This is a genomic window from Haloimpatiens massiliensis (assembly GCF_900184255.1).
Lineage (GTDB): Bacteria > Bacillota > Clostridia > Clostridiales > Clostridiaceae > Haloimpatiens > Haloimpatiens massiliensis.
Map to the genome: position 1 here is coordinate 21591 of NZ_LT854638.1, position 19108 is coordinate 40698.

20 protein-coding genes are annotated in these 19108 nt (G+C 28.8%); 16 read left to right on the forward strand and 4 right to left on the reverse strand.

What is annotated here, in order from left to right; genetic code table 11:
* Positions 1-283: 283 nt before the first annotated feature.
* The 4 genes from C1715_RS04935 to C1715_RS04950 all read left to right on the forward strand — a co-directional run bounded on the left by C1715_RS04935 (position 284) and on the right by C1715_RS04950 (position 4945).
* Positions 284-700, forward strand: coding sequence for a helix-turn-helix domain-containing protein (locus C1715_RS04935; protein WP_102399517.1), 417 nt, complete (start codon positions 284-286; stop codon positions 698-700).
* A gap of 8 nt (positions 701-708) precedes the next feature.
* Positions 709-1470 carry an ImmA/IrrE family metallo-endopeptidase gene (locus C1715_RS04940; RefSeq protein ID WP_102399518.1) on the forward strand — a complete coding sequence of 254 codons (762 nt, stop codon included), beginning with the start codon at positions 709-711 and terminating at the stop codon, positions 1468-1470.
* The gene (locus C1715_RS04945) at positions 1454-2047 is read left to right on the forward strand and encodes a hypothetical protein (protein WP_102399519.1); all 594 of its coding nucleotides are present in this window, start codon (positions 1454-1456) and stop codon (positions 2045-2047) included. Before C1715_RS04940 ends, C1715_RS04945 begins: the two co-directional genes overlap by 17 nt.
* 639 nt (positions 2048-2686) lie before the next feature.
* On the forward strand, positions 2687-4945 hold the full coding sequence (locus C1715_RS04950) for a methyl-accepting chemotaxis protein (protein WP_102399520.1): 2259 nt from the start codon (positions 2687-2689) through the stop codon (positions 4943-4945).
* A gap of 99 nt (positions 4946-5044) precedes the next feature.
* Here the strand turns inward: C1715_RS04950 and C1715_RS04955 are convergent, their stop codons facing one another.
* Positions 5045-5950 (reverse strand): phosphatidylserine decarboxylase, encoded by a 906-nt coding sequence (locus C1715_RS04955; RefSeq protein WP_102399521.1) that lies wholly within the window; start codon positions 5948-5950, stop codon positions 5045-5047.
* Between the two features lie 412 nt (positions 5951-6362).
* Between C1715_RS04955 and C1715_RS04960 the strand changes: the two genes are divergently transcribed.
* Positions 6363-6932: a TetR/AcrR family transcriptional regulator gene (locus C1715_RS04960; protein ID WP_102399522.1), complete on the forward strand. Its 570-nt coding sequence runs from the start codon at positions 6363-6365 to the stop codon at positions 6930-6932.
* A 94-nt stretch (positions 6933-7026) separates the two neighbouring features.
* Here the strand turns inward: C1715_RS04960 and C1715_RS04965 are convergent, their stop codons facing one another.
* From C1715_RS04965 to C1715_RS04975, 3 genes are all read right to left on the reverse strand, one after another.
* The gene (locus C1715_RS04965) at positions 7027-8628 is read right to left on the reverse strand and encodes an ABC1 kinase family protein (protein ID WP_102399523.1); all 1602 of its coding nucleotides are present in this window, start codon (positions 8626-8628) and stop codon (positions 7027-7029) included.
* A 145-nt stretch (positions 8629-8773) separates the two neighbouring features.
* Entirely contained in the window at positions 8774-9103 is a 330-nt protein-coding gene (locus C1715_RS04970; protein WP_102399524.1) for a phasin family protein, read from the reverse strand.
* A 105-nt stretch (positions 9104-9208) separates the two neighbouring features.
* A complete protein-coding gene (locus C1715_RS04975) occupies positions 9209-10597 on the reverse strand; it encodes a pyruvate carboxylase subunit B (protein WP_102399525.1) in 1389 nt (462 codons plus the stop codon).
* 541 nt (positions 10598-11138) lie between these two features.
* Between C1715_RS04975 and glmS the strand changes: the two genes are divergently transcribed.
* The 11 genes from glmS (at position 11139) to C1715_RS05030 (ending at position 19013) form a co-directional block, all read left to right on the forward strand.
* On the forward strand, positions 11139-12968 hold the full coding sequence (gene glmS, locus C1715_RS04980; RefSeq protein WP_102399526.1) for a glutamine--fructose-6-phosphate transaminase (isomerizing): 1830 nt from the start codon (positions 11139-11141) through the stop codon (positions 12966-12968).
* Between the two features lie 590 nt (positions 12969-13558).
* Positions 13559-13714, forward strand: coding sequence for a hypothetical protein (locus C1715_RS19290; protein WP_180963998.1), 156 nt, complete (start codon positions 13559-13561; stop codon positions 13712-13714).
* Positions 13715-13916: 202 nt separating this feature from the next.
* Positions 13917-14189 carry a hypothetical protein gene (locus tag C1715_RS04990; RefSeq protein WP_146005365.1) on the forward strand — a complete coding sequence of 91 codons (273 nt, stop codon included), beginning with the start codon at positions 13917-13919 and terminating at the stop codon, positions 14187-14189.
* Positions 14190-14349: 160 nt separating this feature from the next.
* Positions 14350-14826: an NUDIX hydrolase gene (locus tag C1715_RS04995; protein ID WP_102399529.1), complete on the forward strand. Its 477-nt coding sequence runs from the start codon at positions 14350-14352 to the stop codon at positions 14824-14826.
* Between the two features lie 32 nt (positions 14827-14858).
* A complete protein-coding gene (locus C1715_RS05000; RefSeq protein WP_102399530.1) occupies positions 14859-15254 on the forward strand; it encodes an NUDIX hydrolase in 396 nt (131 codons plus the stop codon).
* Between the two features lie 63 nt (positions 15255-15317).
* Entirely contained in the window at positions 15318-15716 is a 399-nt protein-coding gene (locus tag C1715_RS05005) for an NUDIX hydrolase (RefSeq protein WP_102399531.1), read from the forward strand.
* 34 nt (positions 15717-15750) lie between these two features.
* On the forward strand, positions 15751-16164 hold the full coding sequence (locus C1715_RS05010; RefSeq protein WP_102399532.1) for an NUDIX hydrolase: 414 nt from the start codon (positions 15751-15753) through the stop codon (positions 16162-16164).
* Positions 16165-16319: 155 nt separating this feature from the next.
* On the forward strand, positions 16320-16925 hold the full coding sequence (locus C1715_RS05015) for a transposase (protein ID WP_102399533.1): 606 nt from the start codon (positions 16320-16322) through the stop codon (positions 16923-16925).
* A gap of 59 nt (positions 16926-16984) precedes the next feature.
* Entirely contained in the window at positions 16985-17545 is a 561-nt protein-coding gene (locus C1715_RS05020) for a transposase (RefSeq protein WP_146005366.1), read from the forward strand.
* Between the two features lie 520 nt (positions 17546-18065).
* Complete coding sequence (locus C1715_RS19295) at positions 18066-18233, forward strand: hypothetical protein (protein ID WP_207654962.1); 168 nt, start codon at positions 18066-18068, stop codon at positions 18231-18233.
* 252 nt (positions 18234-18485) lie between these two features.
* A complete protein-coding gene (locus tag C1715_RS05030) occupies positions 18486-19013 on the forward strand; it encodes a hypothetical protein (protein ID WP_102399536.1) in 528 nt (175 codons plus the stop codon).
* The last annotated feature ends 95 nt before the right edge of the window (positions 19014-19108 follow it).

Sequence of the window (19108 nt, forward strand, 5' to 3'; positions counted from 1 at the left end):
AAATGGCGTAGGTATATTTTAAAAAATAGCGATACAATAAGGTGCTAAGGGGAGTGAATCTTTTTTATTTAACATTTTTTACAAGTAAACCATATATATTTAGTAAGGAAGTATAAATTTTATTAAATAAGGGAATGAATCAAATGAATATAAAAGGTAAGTGAAATGTTAAATTAATGAAAATAAATTGAAGTTAAATATAAAAATGGTATAATAAAGGTATAAAGTATCACTAATTACGATATTTTACGTGATTATACCATTAATGAAGGGTGGTGTAATTATGGATAAAGTTATTTTTATGGGGGAAAGAGTTATGAATACAATGTTGGAACAAGTTAACTTAAATCCATATGAAAGACCTAGATATACTAAATATGAAATAAGTAATATGGTAAAAAGTAAAAGAAAAATAGAAAATTTAAGTACTACGGAATTTGCTATAAAATATGGAATAAGTGAAATAACTTTAACACAAATAGAAGAAGCTAGAAGAAGTTTTAATGTTAGCATTTATAAAGCATGTAGTAAAATATTAAATATGCCCATTATAGAACTATTAGCTTTTGATAAAGATAAAGAAATATGTTATAGAAAAGAAGATGTATGTTCTCAGCAGAAAGTAAAATCTACAATAGACTTAGCTAATACTATATTTAATGAAATGGTAATGCAACGAAAGATGAATGTTAGAGAGTAGGTGTAGAATTGGCTAAAATAAATATAAATAAACAACTTCAATTATATAGAGATTATGTATTACCAATTGCTACGACAGAAAGGAACAAAATTATTCCTAAGGATTCAATAGTAAAGGATACCTTTGGTTTGTTAGAGCAATTGGGTTTTTTTATTTTAAAGTTTCCGAGTTTTGATGATAATTTATCTGGATTTTATATTAATAAAAGTGGATTTAAATGTGTATATGTAAATTCAAAGCATACGTTAGGAAGACAATTTTTTTCAGCATGGCATGAATATTATCATGTTGTAACCGGAGAAGGCGGAGGAGTAAGTTTATTTGATCAGATGAAAGAAGATATTGTAGAATGTAAGGCAGAACTTTTTGCTGGATATATACTTATGCCTGAAAACTTAGTCTTTAATTATATAAAAAAAAATCAGTTAAATTTAAAGTATTTAAGTCATAACCAGATAATAAGAATGCAAAATTATTTTAAAGTTAGTTATACAGCAATGATAAAAAGGTTAACAATTTTATTTCCTGAATATAATAATTTAGGAGTATTATATGGATTAGGTAATAAGAACCGTCATGAAGAGCTATGTAAGAAAACAATTAAATTAGGTGGAGATATTACTTTAATTAAGCCAACAAATAATTTTTATGTATCACAACAATTTAAGACTGATGTATTAGAGAACTTAAAAATGGATAGGATAGATGAAGGAAGAGCAGAAGTATTATTAAATTTGAATAAGGATAATATAAGTGAGCTTAATAAATAAGGACGAAATTAAAAAATATCCTATATGTGATACAGATATTTGGGTGAAATTATGTTTGGCGGGCATTGAGAATAAAGTATTTAAAAAGTATGGTAAGTTAATAGTAGCCGATGTTGTGGCTCAAGAGATATCAGCATGGAACAATGAAAGCAGGTTTAATTATATATATACTAGATTTAAGCAAAAGAGTATGAGCGGTGATATTATAGTAATACATCATCAAAATATAGAGCCAGAAGAAGATAGAATGATATTAGAAATGCAGCTATATCAATATAAATTTAAGACAGGCTTTAAAAACATACCTAAGGAAAAACATAAGGGAGAATTTGTATCTGCTATTTATGCAGATTATTTTAATATTCCATTTCTTAAAAGTAATGATAGTACATTTAAGCCAGGAGAAAGAGGGAGAAAGGAGTTTCCAGATTTAAAGGTGAAAAATTGGTATGATACAACGAATGAATTAATATCTGAAGTTAGAGAAAAAATAAAATTAAGAGCAAAAGTGGAAACTCTTGAAAAAGTAATGGAAGAAGAAAACGAGATATATAAAAAACATGGATCATTATACTAAATATTTAGTATAAATACTTTTAAGTTTATATCCTTGTCGTTAATTTGTCGTTAAAAACTAAAAATTAACGACAAAAACAAGCAATTTAAAAATGAATATAAATGGTTAATGCCTTGAAATAACTGGGTTCGTGTAAAACTAATAAATTATAAATTAGTTAAGGAACTAACTACGAACCAGTTGGTCGGGAGTTCGAATCTTCTCTGACGCACCAAAAAACCTTGTAAGCATTAAGCTTACAAGGTTTTTTTATTTCCAATAGCTATTTGATATAGTTGGCAGATTCCATAGTGTTAATGGATGTACTTTTAACTTGATATGTATTAAAATAATTAGTTTTGTAATTTAAAGTTAATAATACCAATAGAAGTATTGGTAAAACCAATATGCTTTATGCAATATATAATTAAACAAATTAAATATTAAACCGATAATATATTTAATGGGAAATAAATTTAATACTGGAACTTATTTAATAATTATAGTATAAATTTTCATTTGTAACTATTAATTTAATATATATGGCAAATATTAGGGAGAATATTGAGAATAATTACAATATTGTGTTAAAATATATTAAATTGATACTATAAATATAATTAGTGTTTATTTTTTTATAAGAGGGGTGAGATAAGAAGAATGGGGAATAAATTAAAAGATATACTTTCAGGTAAGAAAAGTGTATTAAAGAAAAGTAAAACTTTAAAAGGGGAAAAGGTTAAAAAAAGAAAACTTCAGCATGAAGCAAATACTAAAGATAAAGCAAAACTTCAAAATGAATTAAATATTCAAAAGAAAGATAAACAAAAGAATAAAATAAAACAAGGTAAAATAAAAGGTTTAAAGAGTTTAAAAGGCAGAATCTCTATAAAAAAACAGATACCTATACTTATATCATTAATCGTCATTATATCAATTTTTATTACATATGGAGTGGTATATTATGAAGGTTCTAAAGTACTGCTAAAACAAAGTGAAAATGAAATGATGTCCATAAACAAAAGATGTATAGAGACAATAAATGTGATGCTAGAAAAAAATACAGTAGAAGTAGGAAGCTTAGCAAATTCACAAGAATTATTTAATATACTACAGCTAAAATTTCAAAAGAAGGATAATTATAAGGATTTAATAAAGAATGGTAATGAACAGTTTTTAAATTATAAAGATAAAAGGAGTTATATTGAGGATATATTTTTAGTAGGAGCAGATGGAAAAGTAATAGGTGCTAGTGAACAATCTTTAATAGGACAAGATTTATCTAAAGATGAATTTAACACTAATACTGTAGGTGGAAATAGTTCGGTAAGTGGTACTATTAAGTCAAATAAATCTGGAAAGCCTATAGTTATATTTACTTCGCCTATAATTGACCACAAAAATTATGATCAGGTTATAGGATATGTGGGCATGTCTGTGTATGCACAAAGTTTTTCAGAAAATCTAAAAAACATAAGTGTGGGAGAAACTAAAAATAGCTATGCTTATTTATTAGATGAAAAAGGTCTTATAATTTACCATCCAGACAGTAAAAAAATGGGTAAGAGTTCCGATGTAGATATATTTAATAACGTAGTAAGTGACATAAAAAAAGGTAAAAAGATAGAAGATGCTACAGAAAGATATAAATATAAAGGTTCTAAAAAAATAGGAGCATATAGTGTAGTACCAAAGACATCTTGGCTTTTAATATTAAGTTCAGAGCAAAATGAAATAAATAAGCCATTGTATACAATAACTAGAAACTTAAGTATTATATGTTTAATCATTATAGGCATATCTATTCTTATAGGTACGATGGCTTCTAAAAAAATTACAGATCCTATTAGTAAGATGACAAATGCCATTAATAAAATATCTAACTTAGATTTAACTGAAAGTGATGAGCACAATGAATTAGCAAATAGAAAAGATGAGGTTGGTTTAATAGTAAGGTCTGTATTCCAAATGAGAAAGATTTTAAGACAGGTTGTTGGTGAACTTATAAAAGCTAGCGATAGTATAAGTCAAAATGCTTATTTGGTAGATGAGTTAACAGAGAAATTAAAAGTTGAAGCTGAAAAAACTTCAAATCACACAGAGGAAATGTCTGCATCTATAGAAGAAATGGCGGCTACATTTGAGGAAATATCGGCGTCTTCAGGTAATATGGGTGAATCTGTCAAGGGTATTTCTGATAAGTCACAAGAAGGATTTAACAAAACTCAAGGTATAGTTGAATCATCACAGGAAATTGTACAAAGTTCTTATAAATCTATAGAGAATTCTAATGAAGTTTATAGCAAGGTTAAAGTGGAACTAGAAAGTGCTATAGAAAAATCTAAGGTTGTAAAACGTATAGAGGGTTTAGTAAATGGAATCATTGAAATAACAAATCAAACCAATTTATTAGCTTTAAATGCCAGTATAGAAGCAGCAAGAGCAGGGGAAGCTGGAAGAGGTTTTTCAGTGGTAGCAGATGAGGTTAGAAAGTTGGCTGAACAATCTGCAAAAATTGCTTCAGATATTCAGGAAATAGTAAAAGTTGTAATTTCATCAGTGGACAATCTAACACTTAGTTCTGATAAAATATTAAAATTTGTAGATGGAGAAATTAAAGTAGACTACGAAAAAATTATAGGCATGGGAAAACAATATAAAGAAGATGCAAATACCTTTGAAGTATTTATGAAACATTTTGCTAATGAAGCAGAAAGAATTAATACTACTATAAACAGTATAGTAAATGCTATAGAAGAGGTTAATGAAAATATCAATTCAGAAGCTCAAGATGTTGAAAATATATCTAATAGGGTTGCAGGTATTAGTCAGGAGCTATCAAATATAAAAGATAATTCTCTAAAGAATAAATACAGTGCAGAAAAACTTAAAGAAATTACAGCTAAGTTTAAAATATAAAAACTAAATATAGAAAATTAAATAAAAATATTAAAGAAAAAACTAAATATAAAATAAAGTATAAAACAAAAAATAATTATAAAAAGTGCAGGAACAAAATTACTCCTGCACTTTAATTTTGCAAATTGCAGTTCCTATGGGCTCACCTAGAATTACAGAGCACTCATAGCCTAGTTTAGTTTGGTTTAATATGTCATCATGAATTTTTACGGAATCATTTTGGAAGAATAAAATTACTGTAGAACCACCGAATTTAAAGAATCCTTTTTCTTCACCTTTTTTTACATTTTTGTTTGGGGTATAAGTTTGTATTATTGAGCCTACACAAGTGGCACCTACCTCTACATAAAGTACTTCTTTAAAGTTTTTAGAGCTTAAAATACTCCACTCTCTTTTATTTTGGCAGAATAACTTATTTATGTTTTTAAGAGCTATAGGATTTACAGAATAATAGTTTCCATGTATTTTTCGTGAGTCAGAACATTTACCATCATCTATGAAGTGAAATCTATGATAATCTGTGGGACAAAGTCTAAATATAAGACAACACCCATTTTGGTATTGCTTGGCTAGGTTTATATCACCTATAAGCTCAGCAAGTGAATAAGTAATACCCTTAACTTGGACTAAGCTATTTATATCTATATTTTCATAGGCTAAAATTTTACCATCACAAGGAGAAGTAAGAATATCTTTTTCCGAGGAAATAACTCTAGCCTCGGGAGTTAACTCTCTAATAAAAAATTCATTAAAATTGCTAAAACTATTTTTTTTACATTGGGACATATCAATATTAAAGTTTTTAATAAAAGAATTTATCTTACTTTTACTTAGAGAAGAATCACAGTAGCTTCCGTAAAGCCTTGAGAATATCTTCTTTTTTAATAATGCTTCTAAAAACTTCATACCAATAGGTGATGAATATGTCCAGTTTAAATACTTTTCGCCTGCTACCTTTTCAGTATTATAGCAGTTATTTTTTCTATCATAAAACTTGATTTTCATATTTATACCTCTCATTTAGTTTAAATGGCTTACTTTATTTAACATATTCCATAGTAATTTATTATATTTACTATAACTCTAGTTTAATTAGAATTTAGCATTCATTTAATATAATTAGTATTATAGCATACATAACTCTGGCTGAAACACAATTTATAATAATTAAATTTATTATAAGGGACTCTATATTATTGATTATATTGAATTGCTCAATGCTTAAAAGTGATAAGTAATTAATTGTGCCAAGTATAATTAGTAGCCTAAGCATAATTCGAGAGGAATATGCAGAAAATTTCGGGAAATTATAAAATAAAGATATTTTAGCCTTTTTTATGATAAGACTAAATAGTATAATATATCTTAGGCAAATTAAAGGTAAAGGCATATGGATAATTTAAATGGAGTGATATAAGTGAATAAAACTAAAAAGGCAATTTTTGAATCATCAGTAAAAGTGTTTTCTAAATATGGATATGAAAGGGCTACTATGGATGAAATTGCAGCTAATGCTAATGTAGCTAAGGGAACTTTATACTATCATTTTAAAAGCAAACAAGAGATATTTGAGTATATAATAACTAAAGGTATAAATATGATAAGAGAAGAGGTATCAGAAGTTGTTAATGCAGAGAAAACATATATATCTAGATTAAGAGAGTTATGCAGAGTACAACTAAGTATTATATATAAAAATGGTGATTTTTTTAAAGTGATAATGAGTCAGTTGTGGGGACAACATATAACAAATTTAAAATTAAGAGATGCTATAGGAAAGTATATAGAATTTATAGAGGAAAATTTGAGAGATGCTATGAAAAATGGTGAAGTAAGAAAGGGAGAGCCTAAATTTATGGCTTACACGTTTTTTGGAGTTTTATGTTCCGCAGCAGTTTATGAACTTATTAATAAGGATATAAAAGATGTAAATGAAGTAATAGATAATCTTATAACTTATACTATTGAAGGTATAGGAGTTAAGTAGAATATAGTGTTATAAAAGGGCGCGGCTAACTTTGTATTCTAATTTGTTAGAATATAAAGTTAGCCGCGTCTTAAATAAATTTAAGCAAATATAACTACATTTTGCCAGAGCGCATAATAGATATTAAAAGCCAAAAACCCATTATGGCTGCTATGAAAAAGCCGAATACCCCTATAATAGACATATCGTATATTTTAGGACCAGTATTTGAACTAAGAATAAAGGATGATCCTATTATCATTGAAGATATTACTAGGGCAAAGGTGATTCTATTAGCCATTTTATTTAATTCATTTATGGAGCTTTCTAAATTTTTTACTTCCAGCTTAACTTTAGCTCTTCCAGTTAACACACTATCTATAAGCTCAATGCTTTTAGAGGGCAATTTTTTAATACTTTTTAGAAATTTATAAGATCCTATAACTAATTCATCAAAATTTAGATCTTTTAAAAAGTTGAATTTATTATTAGATTTTACAAATGGAATAACTACATCAACTATTTTAATTTCCGGGGCAATTTCAGCTACTACACCCTCTATTATAACCATACCTCTTATTAATAAAGTTAAATCCTTTGGAAGTTGAATATTATTTCTTTTACAAGTATCAAATATTTCCTGAAGCAGAATAGATATTTTTATATTTTGTAAAGATGTATTTAAATAACTGGCAAAAATATAATCAATGTCTTCATAAAGTTTATTTCTATCTATAAACCCCTTCTTTATTCCTATAGAAAAAACTACAGATATCATTTTATTTATGTCATTGTAGGCTACAGCCAATATCATGTCATTCAAACTTTCCTTTAAAGAAGGTTGGATATGCCCCATTATTCCAAAGTCAATAAAACATATTTTCCCTTCTCTTATTATCAAATTACCAGGATGGGGATCGCCATGAAAAAATCCATCATTAAATACTTGGTTAAAGTAGCATAAGGCTAATTTTCTACCTATGTCATTTAAATTGTATCCCTTAGAGAGTAAAAGCTCACGGTTATTTATCTTAAAACCCTCTATTTTCTCCATAGTAAGAACTCTTTTGCCACACAATTCATCTACCACATAGGGAGCATATGCACATTTAACCTCTTCATTAAGTTCTCTAAACTTTTTTATATTCTCCCTTTCAAAATCAAAATCTAGTTCTATTTTTGTGGAATTTATTAATTCATCCACCGCTTCCTTTGGATCTATTAAAGCATCAGAAAACCTAGCTTTTGTTAGAGAAAAAATTTTAGAGAGTATAGAAAGGTCTAAATGCATTTTTTCATATATATCAGGTCTTTGAATTTTAACTATAACTTCTTCCCCAGTGGTTAATGTAGCTTCATGAACTTGAGCTATGGAAGCAGAAGCCAAAGGTTTTCTATTGAATTTTAAAAATATTTCATCTATGTTTTTATTAAATTCTTTATAAAAGACCCTATTTATATCAACAAAAGATTCTTCTAGTACGTTGTCCTGAAGTTTTGTAAGTTCTTCTACATAATTTGCAGGAAGAATATCAGGTCTTGTACTCAGAATTTGACCTATTTTTATAAATGTGGGTCCCAGTTCTTCAAAAGCGGTTCTTAAATTTATTGGAGCCTTAGCGGATTTATTTATTTTAGAATCTATTAAAAAACCAAAGCCATGCTTTGTTAATACTCTTATGATTTCTCTAAACCTGCGTACGGATTTTTTTACCATAATAATACCTCTGTTTTGAATAATTTTTTATCCTGTGAAAAACAATAAACTTTATAATAAATTAGTAAGTTCAGGAAAGTACATTATTTCAATATATATAAAAAGAAAAGCCCGTAAGATTTTAGGCTTAGGGCTTTAAAATGCACTATTGATTATTTGTTAAGGAATCTAATTTTTCTTGAAGTTTAGATATTTCCTGTTTTAAATTATCTACTTCATCCTTAGAAACAAAATTCATTTCTTTTAATAAACTAGCCATATCTTCTTTTGTTAATGGCTTATTTTCAATTTTTTCTTTTACAGTTTCCGTAGTAGTGCTAATATTTCTTTTTAATTCTTCAGATAATTCTTTACCCTCTTCTACAGTTAATTTACCCTTTTCAACTAAATCACTAACCATTTTAGAGGCTTTTTCATAAGTATATGCTGCGGAACCTATACCTGCAAGAAATATGTTTTTTATTTCATTTTTCATAATTATAACCTCCTCAAGTATATTATTTAAAACCCTATGAATATATTATACTTCAACAGATTTTAAAATAATATAGTATAAAAGTTAATTAACTATTAAATTGCCTTAAATAGCCTGGGAGTTTGTTTCTTTCCTAGTATATTCTACGTCAGGATTACTTTTTTTATACTCTAAAAATTCTTTTGTAACTTGAGGGAATGATAGATAAGACAATATGTCTTCTTCTCTAGTGGAAAGATCTTTTATTTCCTCTTTAGCTTTATCAAAAGCAGGTTCTAGAGTATCTGCAAATCTTCCTTCGATAGGTTTTTCATCTCCAAGAGCTTTTTTCATAACCTCAGGGTTTATTTTTCCTGGAGCCTTTCCATATTCACCTTTGCAATAAGCTTTCACTTCTTTTAGTATCATTTTATATCTTTCACCAGTTAACACGTTAACTGTAGCTTGTGTACCTACCATTTGGCTCATAGGAGTTACAAGTGGTGGATAACCTAAATCCTTTCTAACTGTTGGAACCTCCGCTAAAACAGCATCCAGCTTATCAAGGGAATTTTGAGCTTTTAATTGAGAAATCATATTTGAAAGCATTCCACCAGGAATTTGATTAACTAATCCTTCTGGTCTTGGAGTTAACACTTTAGGATCCAGTGTGCCTTTATTTATAAATTCTTCTCTTACAGGTTTGAAGAAATTATTTATCTTAGTCAATTTATCATTATCTAAAGCAGTTTCAAAGCCAGCAGATTGTAAAGCATAGTGTAGTGACTCTGTAGGTGGCTGAGCTGTTCCTCCAGCTAATGATGATATAGCACAGTCTATGCCATCTACTCCAGCCTCAGCAGCCTTATAATAAGCCATTTCAGCAATACCATTAGTGCAATGAGAGTGTAGGAATACTGGTATTTTAACAGTTTCCTTAATGCTCTTAACTAAATCATAAGCTATGTTAGGCATTATAAGTCCTGCCATATCTTTTATACAAATAGAGTCAGCACCCATATTTTCAAGGCTCTTAGCTAGATTTGTGTAATTTTCTATGTCATGAATAGGGCTTACAGTGTAAACTATAGTACCCTGTGCATGTGCTCCTTGTTTTTTAGTTTCATCCATGGCAACTGCTATGTTTCTATAATCATTAAGTGCATCGAAAATTCTTATAATATCCATGCCATTATAAACAGCTATTTTTATAAATCTTCTAACTACATCATCAGGATAGTGTTTGTATCCTAATATATTTTGCCCTCTTAAAAGCATTTGAAGAGGAGTTTTTGTTGCTACTGATTTTATCTTTTTTAGTCTTTCCCAAGGATCTTCTTTTAAATATCTTAAACAGGAATCAAAAGTTGCTCCACCCCAGCACTCTAATGAATAATATCCTGCATCATCTAGATCTCTTAAAATAGGTGCAAATTGATCAAATGACATTCTTGTAGCTATCAAAGACTGGTTTGCATCCCTTAAGACAGTTTCTGTTATGTTTATCCTTTTCAATTATAATCACCCCTAACCAAAAATTAACCTAATTTTATTTTAGCATAAAAAAGGTAAAAAATCATTCATGCTATGCAATAAAAAAATTATTTTTCAGAAAGATTTGCAAATTGTCATTCTAAGAAAATGCTTTTCAAAATAAAGGATATTTAAACGTTTACTTTATTAATGTGCAAATTTTTTGTAAAAAAACATAAATTCTAATTGAACATTTACATATAAATTAATATAATGATAAGGAAAACATAAGGCTTTTAAATATTGAAATAGGAGGATAGAAAGTTAAAGCGCCAGAACTTAAGTTTAAAGGAAACTCGGACTAACGTCCGAGTAAGTTCCACTAACCAAATTAAAATTTGGAGTGTCACTTAAGTTGACGAGGACAGGGAGTATCGAGATTTCGGCGGATGCCCTGCGGTACACACTACCGAGAGCTATTTATAGAACTAGAAAGTGATTTCTAGCACAAGATAAATGGCAGTGTAAAGGCCTTATTCTATTTTTAAAAATATAAATGGAATAAGAAAGGCGGAATTTAATAATGTGTGGAATAGTAGGATATTTAGGTAAAAAACAAGCAACTACTGTATTAGTGGATGGATTAAGTAAATTGGAGTACAGAGGATATGACTCTGCAGGGGTTGCAGTAATAACTGAGGATGGAAATATAGATGTAACTAAGTGTAAAGGAAGACTTGCAAATTTAGAAGGGAAATTAGAAGCAACTCCAGTACATGGAAATATAGGTATAGGACATACAAGATGGGCAACTCATGGAGAGCCATCTGATATAAATTCACACCCACACTGTAATGAAAAGGAAACTATAAGCGTTGTTCACAACGGTATAATAGAAAACTACATTCAGTTAAGAGAATGGTTAATAAAAGAAGGATATACTTTTAAATCAGAAACAGATACAGAAGTTATACCAAACCTTATAGATTACTACTACAATGGAGATTTAGTAGAAGCTGTAATGAATGCTGTTAAAAAATTAGAAGGAAGCTATGCTTTAGGTGTAGTTACTTCTAATGAGCCAGGGAAACTAGTGGCAGTAAGAAAAGACAGCCCACTTATAGTAGGACTTGGAGATGGGGAATATTTTATAGCATCAGACATACCAGCAGTATTAAATTATACAAGAGATGTTTATCTTTTAAATGACAAAGAATTTGTAGTAATGAATGAAAACGGAATTGAATTATTAGATTTAGAAGGAAACAAGGTAGAAAAGGAAGTATATCATGTAACTTGGGATGCAAGTGCTGCTGAAAAAGGTGGATATGAACACTTCATGGCTAAAGAAATACATGAACAGCCAAAGGTTATAAAGGATACGATGACATCAAGAGTCATGAAAAATGAAAAAATAAGACTTGATGATATAAATATAACAAAAGAGCAAATAAAAAACATAGATAAAATATATATAGTAGCTTGTGGTACAGCTTATCATGCTGGATTAATAGGAAAAAGTGCTATAGAAAAATTAGCTAGAATACCAGTAGAGGTAGATGTAGCTTCAGAATTTAGATATAGAGATCCTATTATAAATGAAAGAACTTTAATGATAGTTGTAAGCCAATCAGGAGAAACAGCAGATACTCTTGCAGTTTTAAGAGAGGCTAAGAGACAAAATGCTAGGGTAATAGCCATTACAAATGTAGTAGGAAGCTCAATTTCAAGGGAAGCAGATGATGTTTTATACACATGGGCAGGACCAGAGATTGCTGTAGCATCTACTAAAGCATATGTAACACAGCTTATAGCAATATATATAATAGCTTTATTCTTCGCAGAAAATAAAGAAACCATGTCAAAAGAAGAAATAGAATGTATAAAAGAAGAAATGCTTCTTTTACCAGAGAAAGTAGAAAAACTTCTACAAAATGAAGATGATATTAAAGCTTTTGCAGAAGCAAATTATATGCACAAAGACATGTTCTTTATCGGAAGAGGTATTGATTATGCAGTGGCTATGGAAGGGTCCTTGAAGTTAAAAGAAATGTCTTACATTCATTCAGAGGCTTATGCAGCTGGCGAGCTTAAACATGGACCTATAGCTCTTATAGAAGACGGTACAATAGTCATAGCTCTAGCAACTCAAGAAAGCTTGTTTGAAAAGACTGTAAGTAATATAAAAGAAGTGAAAACAAGAGGTGCTAATGTTTTAGCCTTTGCTATGGAAGGTCATACTGAAATAGCAAAAACTGTAGATACAGTAAAATACATCCCAAGAACTATAGAACTTTTATCACCAGTGCTTTCAGTTATACCACTACAGCTTCTTTCATACTACACTGCTATAGCTAAGGGCTGCGATGTAGATAAACCAAGGAATTTGGCTAAGTCAGTAACGGTGGAATAGGAAAATTTTACAGAGAATAAAGTGTTGTACACCACTAAAAAACTCGTATCAATCATAAAAAACACGTGTTAATAATAAAAAAGTCATAATGAAAGTCAGGGAGAAAATAGGGAAGAAATCCTTATTGAACCCTGGCTTTTTGCGTTTTGCCAAGGGCAAAAGGGGAAAGGTTCAAGGATCATGGTTCAAGGGAACGTACTGGCGTAGCACTTTTAAAATAGGCTTTTGAATAGATTTTTATTTAGAATTTTATATAGAACACACCCGCCTTAACCCTCATAGAATAAGGCTTTAGAAGAAAATAGAAAAGAGAATAGAAGATTAAATAGAAGTAAAAATAGAACCCTTAATAGATATAGGATTTTATAAAAGGAAATAGAATAAGGACAATAGAAACTGAAATCCTTAGCCATTAATCCTTGAACCATGCTACTTGCGTAGCATGACTTTTTTATGAAAATGACATGAGTTTATTATGAAAAAATGAATATAAAATTGGAAGAATGATGGGAAAAATATAGCCGTTTTTAACACGACTTTACGGTAAATGGGTAAATGTGGAAAAGGTTCAAGGCTCATGGAAGCAAGGTTTGTATAGGATGGAGGGACCACACGAGTTTGTTATGAATTATCATCTTGCAGTATTCAAAAATGTTTATTATATAGAAGAGAGAGTTTTAATTAAACCAGTTAAAAGGTCTACTAATGTAATGATATATTTAGGATGTGTTAAAGAATACTGGTGATGATGTATTGTAAAATCTTTTCTTTCTTCTCTTGTAAAGTCTTTTTCAATTAATTTACTGCTTGCACTACCAAAGTAATTAATACTGTCAGTTAAATTTATGTAAACAAACAGCAGATCATATAAGACAGTATAAAGAACAAATTTCAAAGCAAAATAATTTAAGGGCTAGGAAAGATGCTGTAAGAGATTGTTTATCTGCTATGGAGTCTTTATTGAAAAAAGTTACAAATACTAATTCGGTTGCTAATGCTAATAATTATCTTATGCAAAACAAGGATGTTTGGGGAGATAAAATGGTTTTGACAGATGGACATAAGATGTGGAAACATATTCAAGACACATATCCAGATGTAAGGCATGGGGATGAAGGTATAACAGATATGAGTGAAGAAGAGGCTACTTATTATGCAGATAGAATATTGATATATGTTAATTACATAACATTAATGTCAAAAAAATTAGAGAACAAATAGAATATAAATCCTTTTTTAGTCATGGAATATTAATTTTTATTAACTCCATGACTTTTATATTTATATAATAAGGTGTGATAAAAATGTAAAGCAGAGAGGAACTGGTAAATATTTATAGAATAAATATAAGGTCATAAATAAAAAATGAGGGGGCAATATTTTGTGTTTAGCAGAAAATAAATGGGGATATGTTTTGTTAGATTTTATTAAAATTACTGAAAAAGAAATGTTAGTAAATGATTTATATAGACCAATTACGGGTTCATTAATATTAGTTAAATGTAATGATAAATATCTTGTTGCATTTAATAAGTGGAGAAATCAATGGGAGATACCTGCTGGTGGGTTAGAACAGGGGGAGACACCAAGAGAGTGTGTGGAAAGAGAATTATTAGAAGAAACAAATCAAAAGGTAGAAAACATAGAATTTAAAGGTATGTTTAAATTATATGACAAGCATAGAAATGTAATAAAATACCAAGCGATGTATAGTGCTTGTATTAATAAACTTGAAGAGTTTGTTGAGAATAATGAAATGGATAAGATTATGCTGTGGGATTTACAAACTCCTATTGGGGATTTTGATGAAGTAGATAAAAAAATGATTGAATTATGTTTATTAGATAACACTTTATAGTATGGTTAAAATTTTTGTTTTATGGGGGTATTATGGAAACGATTATTGGCTGTTCATTAATAATACATGATGATAACAAAAAAGTTCTAATTGCACAAAGAAGCAAAATTAAACATAAATTTCCTATGTTGTGGGAAACAGTGGGTGGAACTTTAGAAAATGAAGAAACTCCTGAAGAATGCATTAGAAGAGAAGTTAAGGAAGAACTAAATTGCGAAGTTAGTGAATTAAAACTGTTTAAAGTCTATGTTATAAATTCAGATAATCGCTATGTATTAATTGTATACGTAGGTAAAATAATTGGAGAAGTAAAACCAAATATAGAGATAGAGAAAGTTGAATGGATAACTAGAAATGATATAAATAAATATGAGTTTATGGGGAATTGTAAAGAAAAGATTATAGATTTTTACAATGAAGTTCAATAAATATATTATCAATATGTTTATTGTTGCTTTGATTTATTCAAAAACAAAAGGAAGGTGATTTTGATGACTAAAGTAGGTGTATTTGCCGCTATTTTTGATGATAAAAATAAAATATTACTTGTTAAAATAACTTACGGTTCTGGTAATTGGACTTTCCCAGGAGGACATCTTGAAGAAAATGAGTCGCCAATTGATGGAGTCAAAAGGGAGGTATTAGAGGAAACAGGTTATGTTGTTGATGCAGAACATTTAATATCTGTGTATTCAGCACCAATCAAGAATGATTTAGTGCTTTTATTTAAGTGCAAGATTGTTGGGCAAACGGGTGTGCATGATAATGAAGTAGAACAAGTTGAATTTTTTGAGAAAGATAAATTACCTGCACAAATACATCCATGGAATATTAAAAGAATTGATGATGCCTATGAAAACAAGGTAAGCAATATTTGGGTTTTTAAATAGTAATACAAAATTAAAGGAAGTAGTGGTGGTTTTAATGGATAATGGGAAAATTGAATTTGCTGCAAAGGCACTTATATTAAATGACGGAAAATATTTAGCATTACATAAGAGTATAGCGAAACATAATCTTTATGAATTGCCAGGCGGTAGAATGGAGTTTGGAGAAACAGCCGAAGAAACGTTGATAAGGGAAGTAAAGGAAGAAACTAATTTAATTGTTGAGCCAATAAAATTGTTAGACACATGGAATTTTGTTACAAAGGATTATCAGGTAACTGGAATTGTATATTTATGTAAAATAAAAGAGGGAAGTTTAACATTATCAGATGAACATGATAAATATGAATGGTTGGAATTCAATAAGCAAAGTATTTGTATGATGCATGATGTTTATAAAGAAAGAATGGTAAGTTGGAACATGAAAGATATAGAGGGTGGTAAAAAATAAAATGATAGATAAAATTGAAAAATTAATTACTAACTTTAATTCTGCAAAATAAAAAGCTCAATTGGTAATAATAGCAAAAAATAAATATGGCACACTGATGCTTTACGTGATATATAAAAGTTACCACACAATTAAAAGCACGGGAGGTTATCAGTATGCCAAATAAAATTACTAATCATATTGTATCCATTGATGATAAAATTTACAACTACTTAAATGATGTAAACTATGGAATGAATAAACCACAAGTTCATCATCTAACCACCATTATAAATGGATTAATAAATTTATCTGGCACAAAATCTTTATATAAAATTTCAAAAAATATATTGACCGCTAAAAGTAGCAGCTCTATATATAGATTTTTAAGTCGCTCAAAATGGGACGATAGTCTCATCGATAGAAACCGAATTAATTATTTAAAGCTACATTTTGATAAGCTTGTAAAACCTAAATCCGTAGGATTTTTAGTTATAGATGATACTGTAAATCCTAAAGTACAAGCAAAGAAAATGCAGGGGTTAAGCTATAATCACTCCCATACGGAAGGTAAGAATCTTTGGTCTCACTGTGTGGTTACTTCTAATTTTGTTGTAGGAGATATATCTATCCCCTTAAACTATAAACCTTACTTTAGTAAAGAAAATTGCTTGGAATATAACAAATCCTTCATGGGTAAATATAATATAGCTGTGGATTTTATAGCTTCTTTTGAAAAACCATTTAATCGTGATAAGATATATTGCCTCGTTGATAGTTGATATACTAGCCAAAAACTTGTAGATAGCAGTCTAATGCGAGGATTTCATCTAATTGGTGCTTGAAATACAATAGAAAGATATCTCTGTTGGGAATTGCAATGCAGCTTGAAGAATTTGTAAAATATATTAATCCCTCTACCTTAGATGTAGTTACCGTCAAAGGTAAAGAGTATAGAGTATATAAATACGAAGGTAAAATTTCAAAAGTTGAAAATTCATTAGTTTTAATCTGCTATGAAGCTGATGGTGAAAGCTTTAAATCCCCTGTGTACTTGATGTCAACGGACATAGACCTTGATGTTCAAACTATAATAGAATACTATCAAAATAGATGGTGTATTGAAACTAACTATAAATATCTTAAAAGTCATTTAGGCTTTGATAAATATAAGGTTCAAAGTATACTCTCTATCGAGAGATATTTCTTACTTGTATTTTTAGCAATCAACTTTTTAGAGTTGTATAGGTTATATCATCTTAATGAAGTACAAACGTTAGATGATACTATTGAAGTAATGCAAAGCCTATCGACTAAAGAATTAGTGTACCTCGTATATAAAAAAGCTAAAGACAATATTCCTATAAAGATAATACTAGGTGAGCTAAAGCTAGCTTCTTAAAAAATTAATTGCATTAATGTAGGATAAGTCTAAGCTAAGTTGTTGAATTAAAATTCATAAAGATGAATTTATAACTATAATTGGTAATTAGACTTTTGAAATTACAGAACATAAGTTAATAAATGAAAAGAGTAATATTAGCTTAGAATATATATCTATGTATAATTTAAGTTATAAAAATCTTGATTTAGCCCATATGTTTTTTAATTTTTCAGATGTAATTAAATAAGAATGTATTTATAACTTATCTTTATAATAAATAATGAAGCAATGATATTGTTTTGATATAAATTAGAATATATAATAATCAAACTTTTTTCAAAATTTAGTTCTTATGATTACACAAGAATAAGGCTGATAAGGTGCGTTTTGCTTAAACTTTATTACAAACCCACAAAAGTATTTTCCCTTACAAAAAAACTCATTCAAATAAAAAAAGTTGTTCAAAAAAAGGAGAGAAAAACAGGAATCAAGGTCTGTCTTTCTCTCCTTTTTAATGAGAAGAAATTGAGAAAAAATATTGAAGAAAGTTTGGATCAACTTGAAAAAAGATAGGGAGATACTTGAGCTAAATGAAAGATACACCAAGATATACAGAGAAAAATCATTGGAAAAAAGATTTAAATATATATCAGAAATAAGGAGTAAGAAACCTAAAACCCCAACTCCCAAAACACTTAAATCCTAGTAACTATTTTTGCATGACTTTATTTTGAATTTTTACTTTGAGAAAGGAATAAAAGGTGTAAGAAAAAAGAGTTTTTCAACGACTTTATTTGCAGAGAGAAAATTGGAGGGAGGAATATCAAGGGGTTAAGGGGGAGGGTTTTGAACAAGTTTATTTTTAGGGGACATATATGTATAGGGGAGCCTTATAAAAGAAATGGATGATAGATGCATACTTTCAAGGGTGAAATAGTAGAAAAGTTGTATATCTAGATTGGCATATATACATTTCTTAGTTAAGGATAAAGTTTATACAGAGGGAGACTTAAATAATGTGGAATATGAGAATAATGGCATCATAGAAAATATAAATATAGGCAGAAACACAGTGAAAAATGGAGAGATGTATTGGAAAATATGGGTAAAAGGTGTAAAATGTAATATGAGGATAAAAAGTTTTAAATTTTTAAAAAATGGAAAACTATACATTCTACTTATATATGATGTTGTAAGGAGCGTACTTGCTCCTAATAGATTCTTGTTAAACAGAATAGTTGAAATGGATAACTTAGAAAATTATTTCACCTATGATATTGAAGAGGAAAGAATAAATATCCATTTCACTTTCTTATATAGTAATAAACTTCGTGCTAGTGACAAGATTAATCAGTTATCCTGGATAATAAGCAATAGTGCGATTTTTACTATGTTTAGTAGAATAGGATATGAATTAAGAATAAATCAGGAAGTCAAATTTGATTTCCTGTTTAAAGATTTAAATTTAAAGGCAAATGTTAATTAAATTGAGGATATAGACCATAAATCCATAATGTTATTTATTAATATGATTTATTAAAATTGGAGAACTAGAAATATAGATATAAATTAATATGTATT

Excerpts from the sequence above, each read along its gene's own strand:
- glmS (WP_102399526.1), top strand. The coding sequence starts at position 11,139 with ATGTGTGGAATAGTAGGATATTTAGGTAAAAAACAAGCAACTACTGTA.
- C1715_RS04970 (WP_102399524.1), bottom strand. The coding sequence starts at position 9,103 with ATGAAAAATGAAATAAAAAACATATTTCTTGCAGGTATAGGTTCCGCA.
- C1715_RS05010 (WP_102399532.1), top strand. The coding sequence starts at position 15,751 with ATGGATAATGGGAAAATTGAATTTGCTGCAAAGGCACTTATATTAAAT.
- C1715_RS04935 (WP_102399517.1), top strand. The coding sequence starts at position 284 with ATGGATAAAGTTATTTTTATGGGGGAAAGAGTTATGAATACAATGTTG.
- C1715_RS05000 (WP_102399530.1), top strand. The coding sequence starts at position 14,859 with ATGGAAACGATTATTGGCTGTTCATTAATAATACATGATGATAACAAA.
- C1715_RS04955 (WP_102399521.1), bottom strand. The coding sequence starts at position 5,950 with ATGAAAATCAAGTTTTATGATAGAAAAAATAACTGCTATAATACTGAA.
- C1715_RS05005 (WP_102399531.1), top strand. The coding sequence starts at position 15,318 with ATGACTAAAGTAGGTGTATTTGCCGCTATTTTTGATGATAAAAATAAA.
- C1715_RS04965 (WP_102399523.1), bottom strand. The coding sequence starts at position 8,628 with ATGGTAAAAAAATCCGTACGCAGGTTTAGAGAAATCATAAGAGTATTA.
- C1715_RS04990 (WP_146005365.1), top strand. The coding sequence starts at position 13,917 with ATGGAGTCTTTATTGAAAAAAGTTACAAATACTAATTCGGTTGCTAAT.
- C1715_RS05015 (WP_102399533.1), top strand. The coding sequence starts at position 16,320 with ATGCCAAATAAAATTACTAATCATATTGTATCCATTGATGATAAAATT.
- C1715_RS04950 (WP_102399520.1), top strand. The coding sequence starts at position 2,687 with ATGGGGAATAAATTAAAAGATATACTTTCAGGTAAGAAAAGTGTATTA.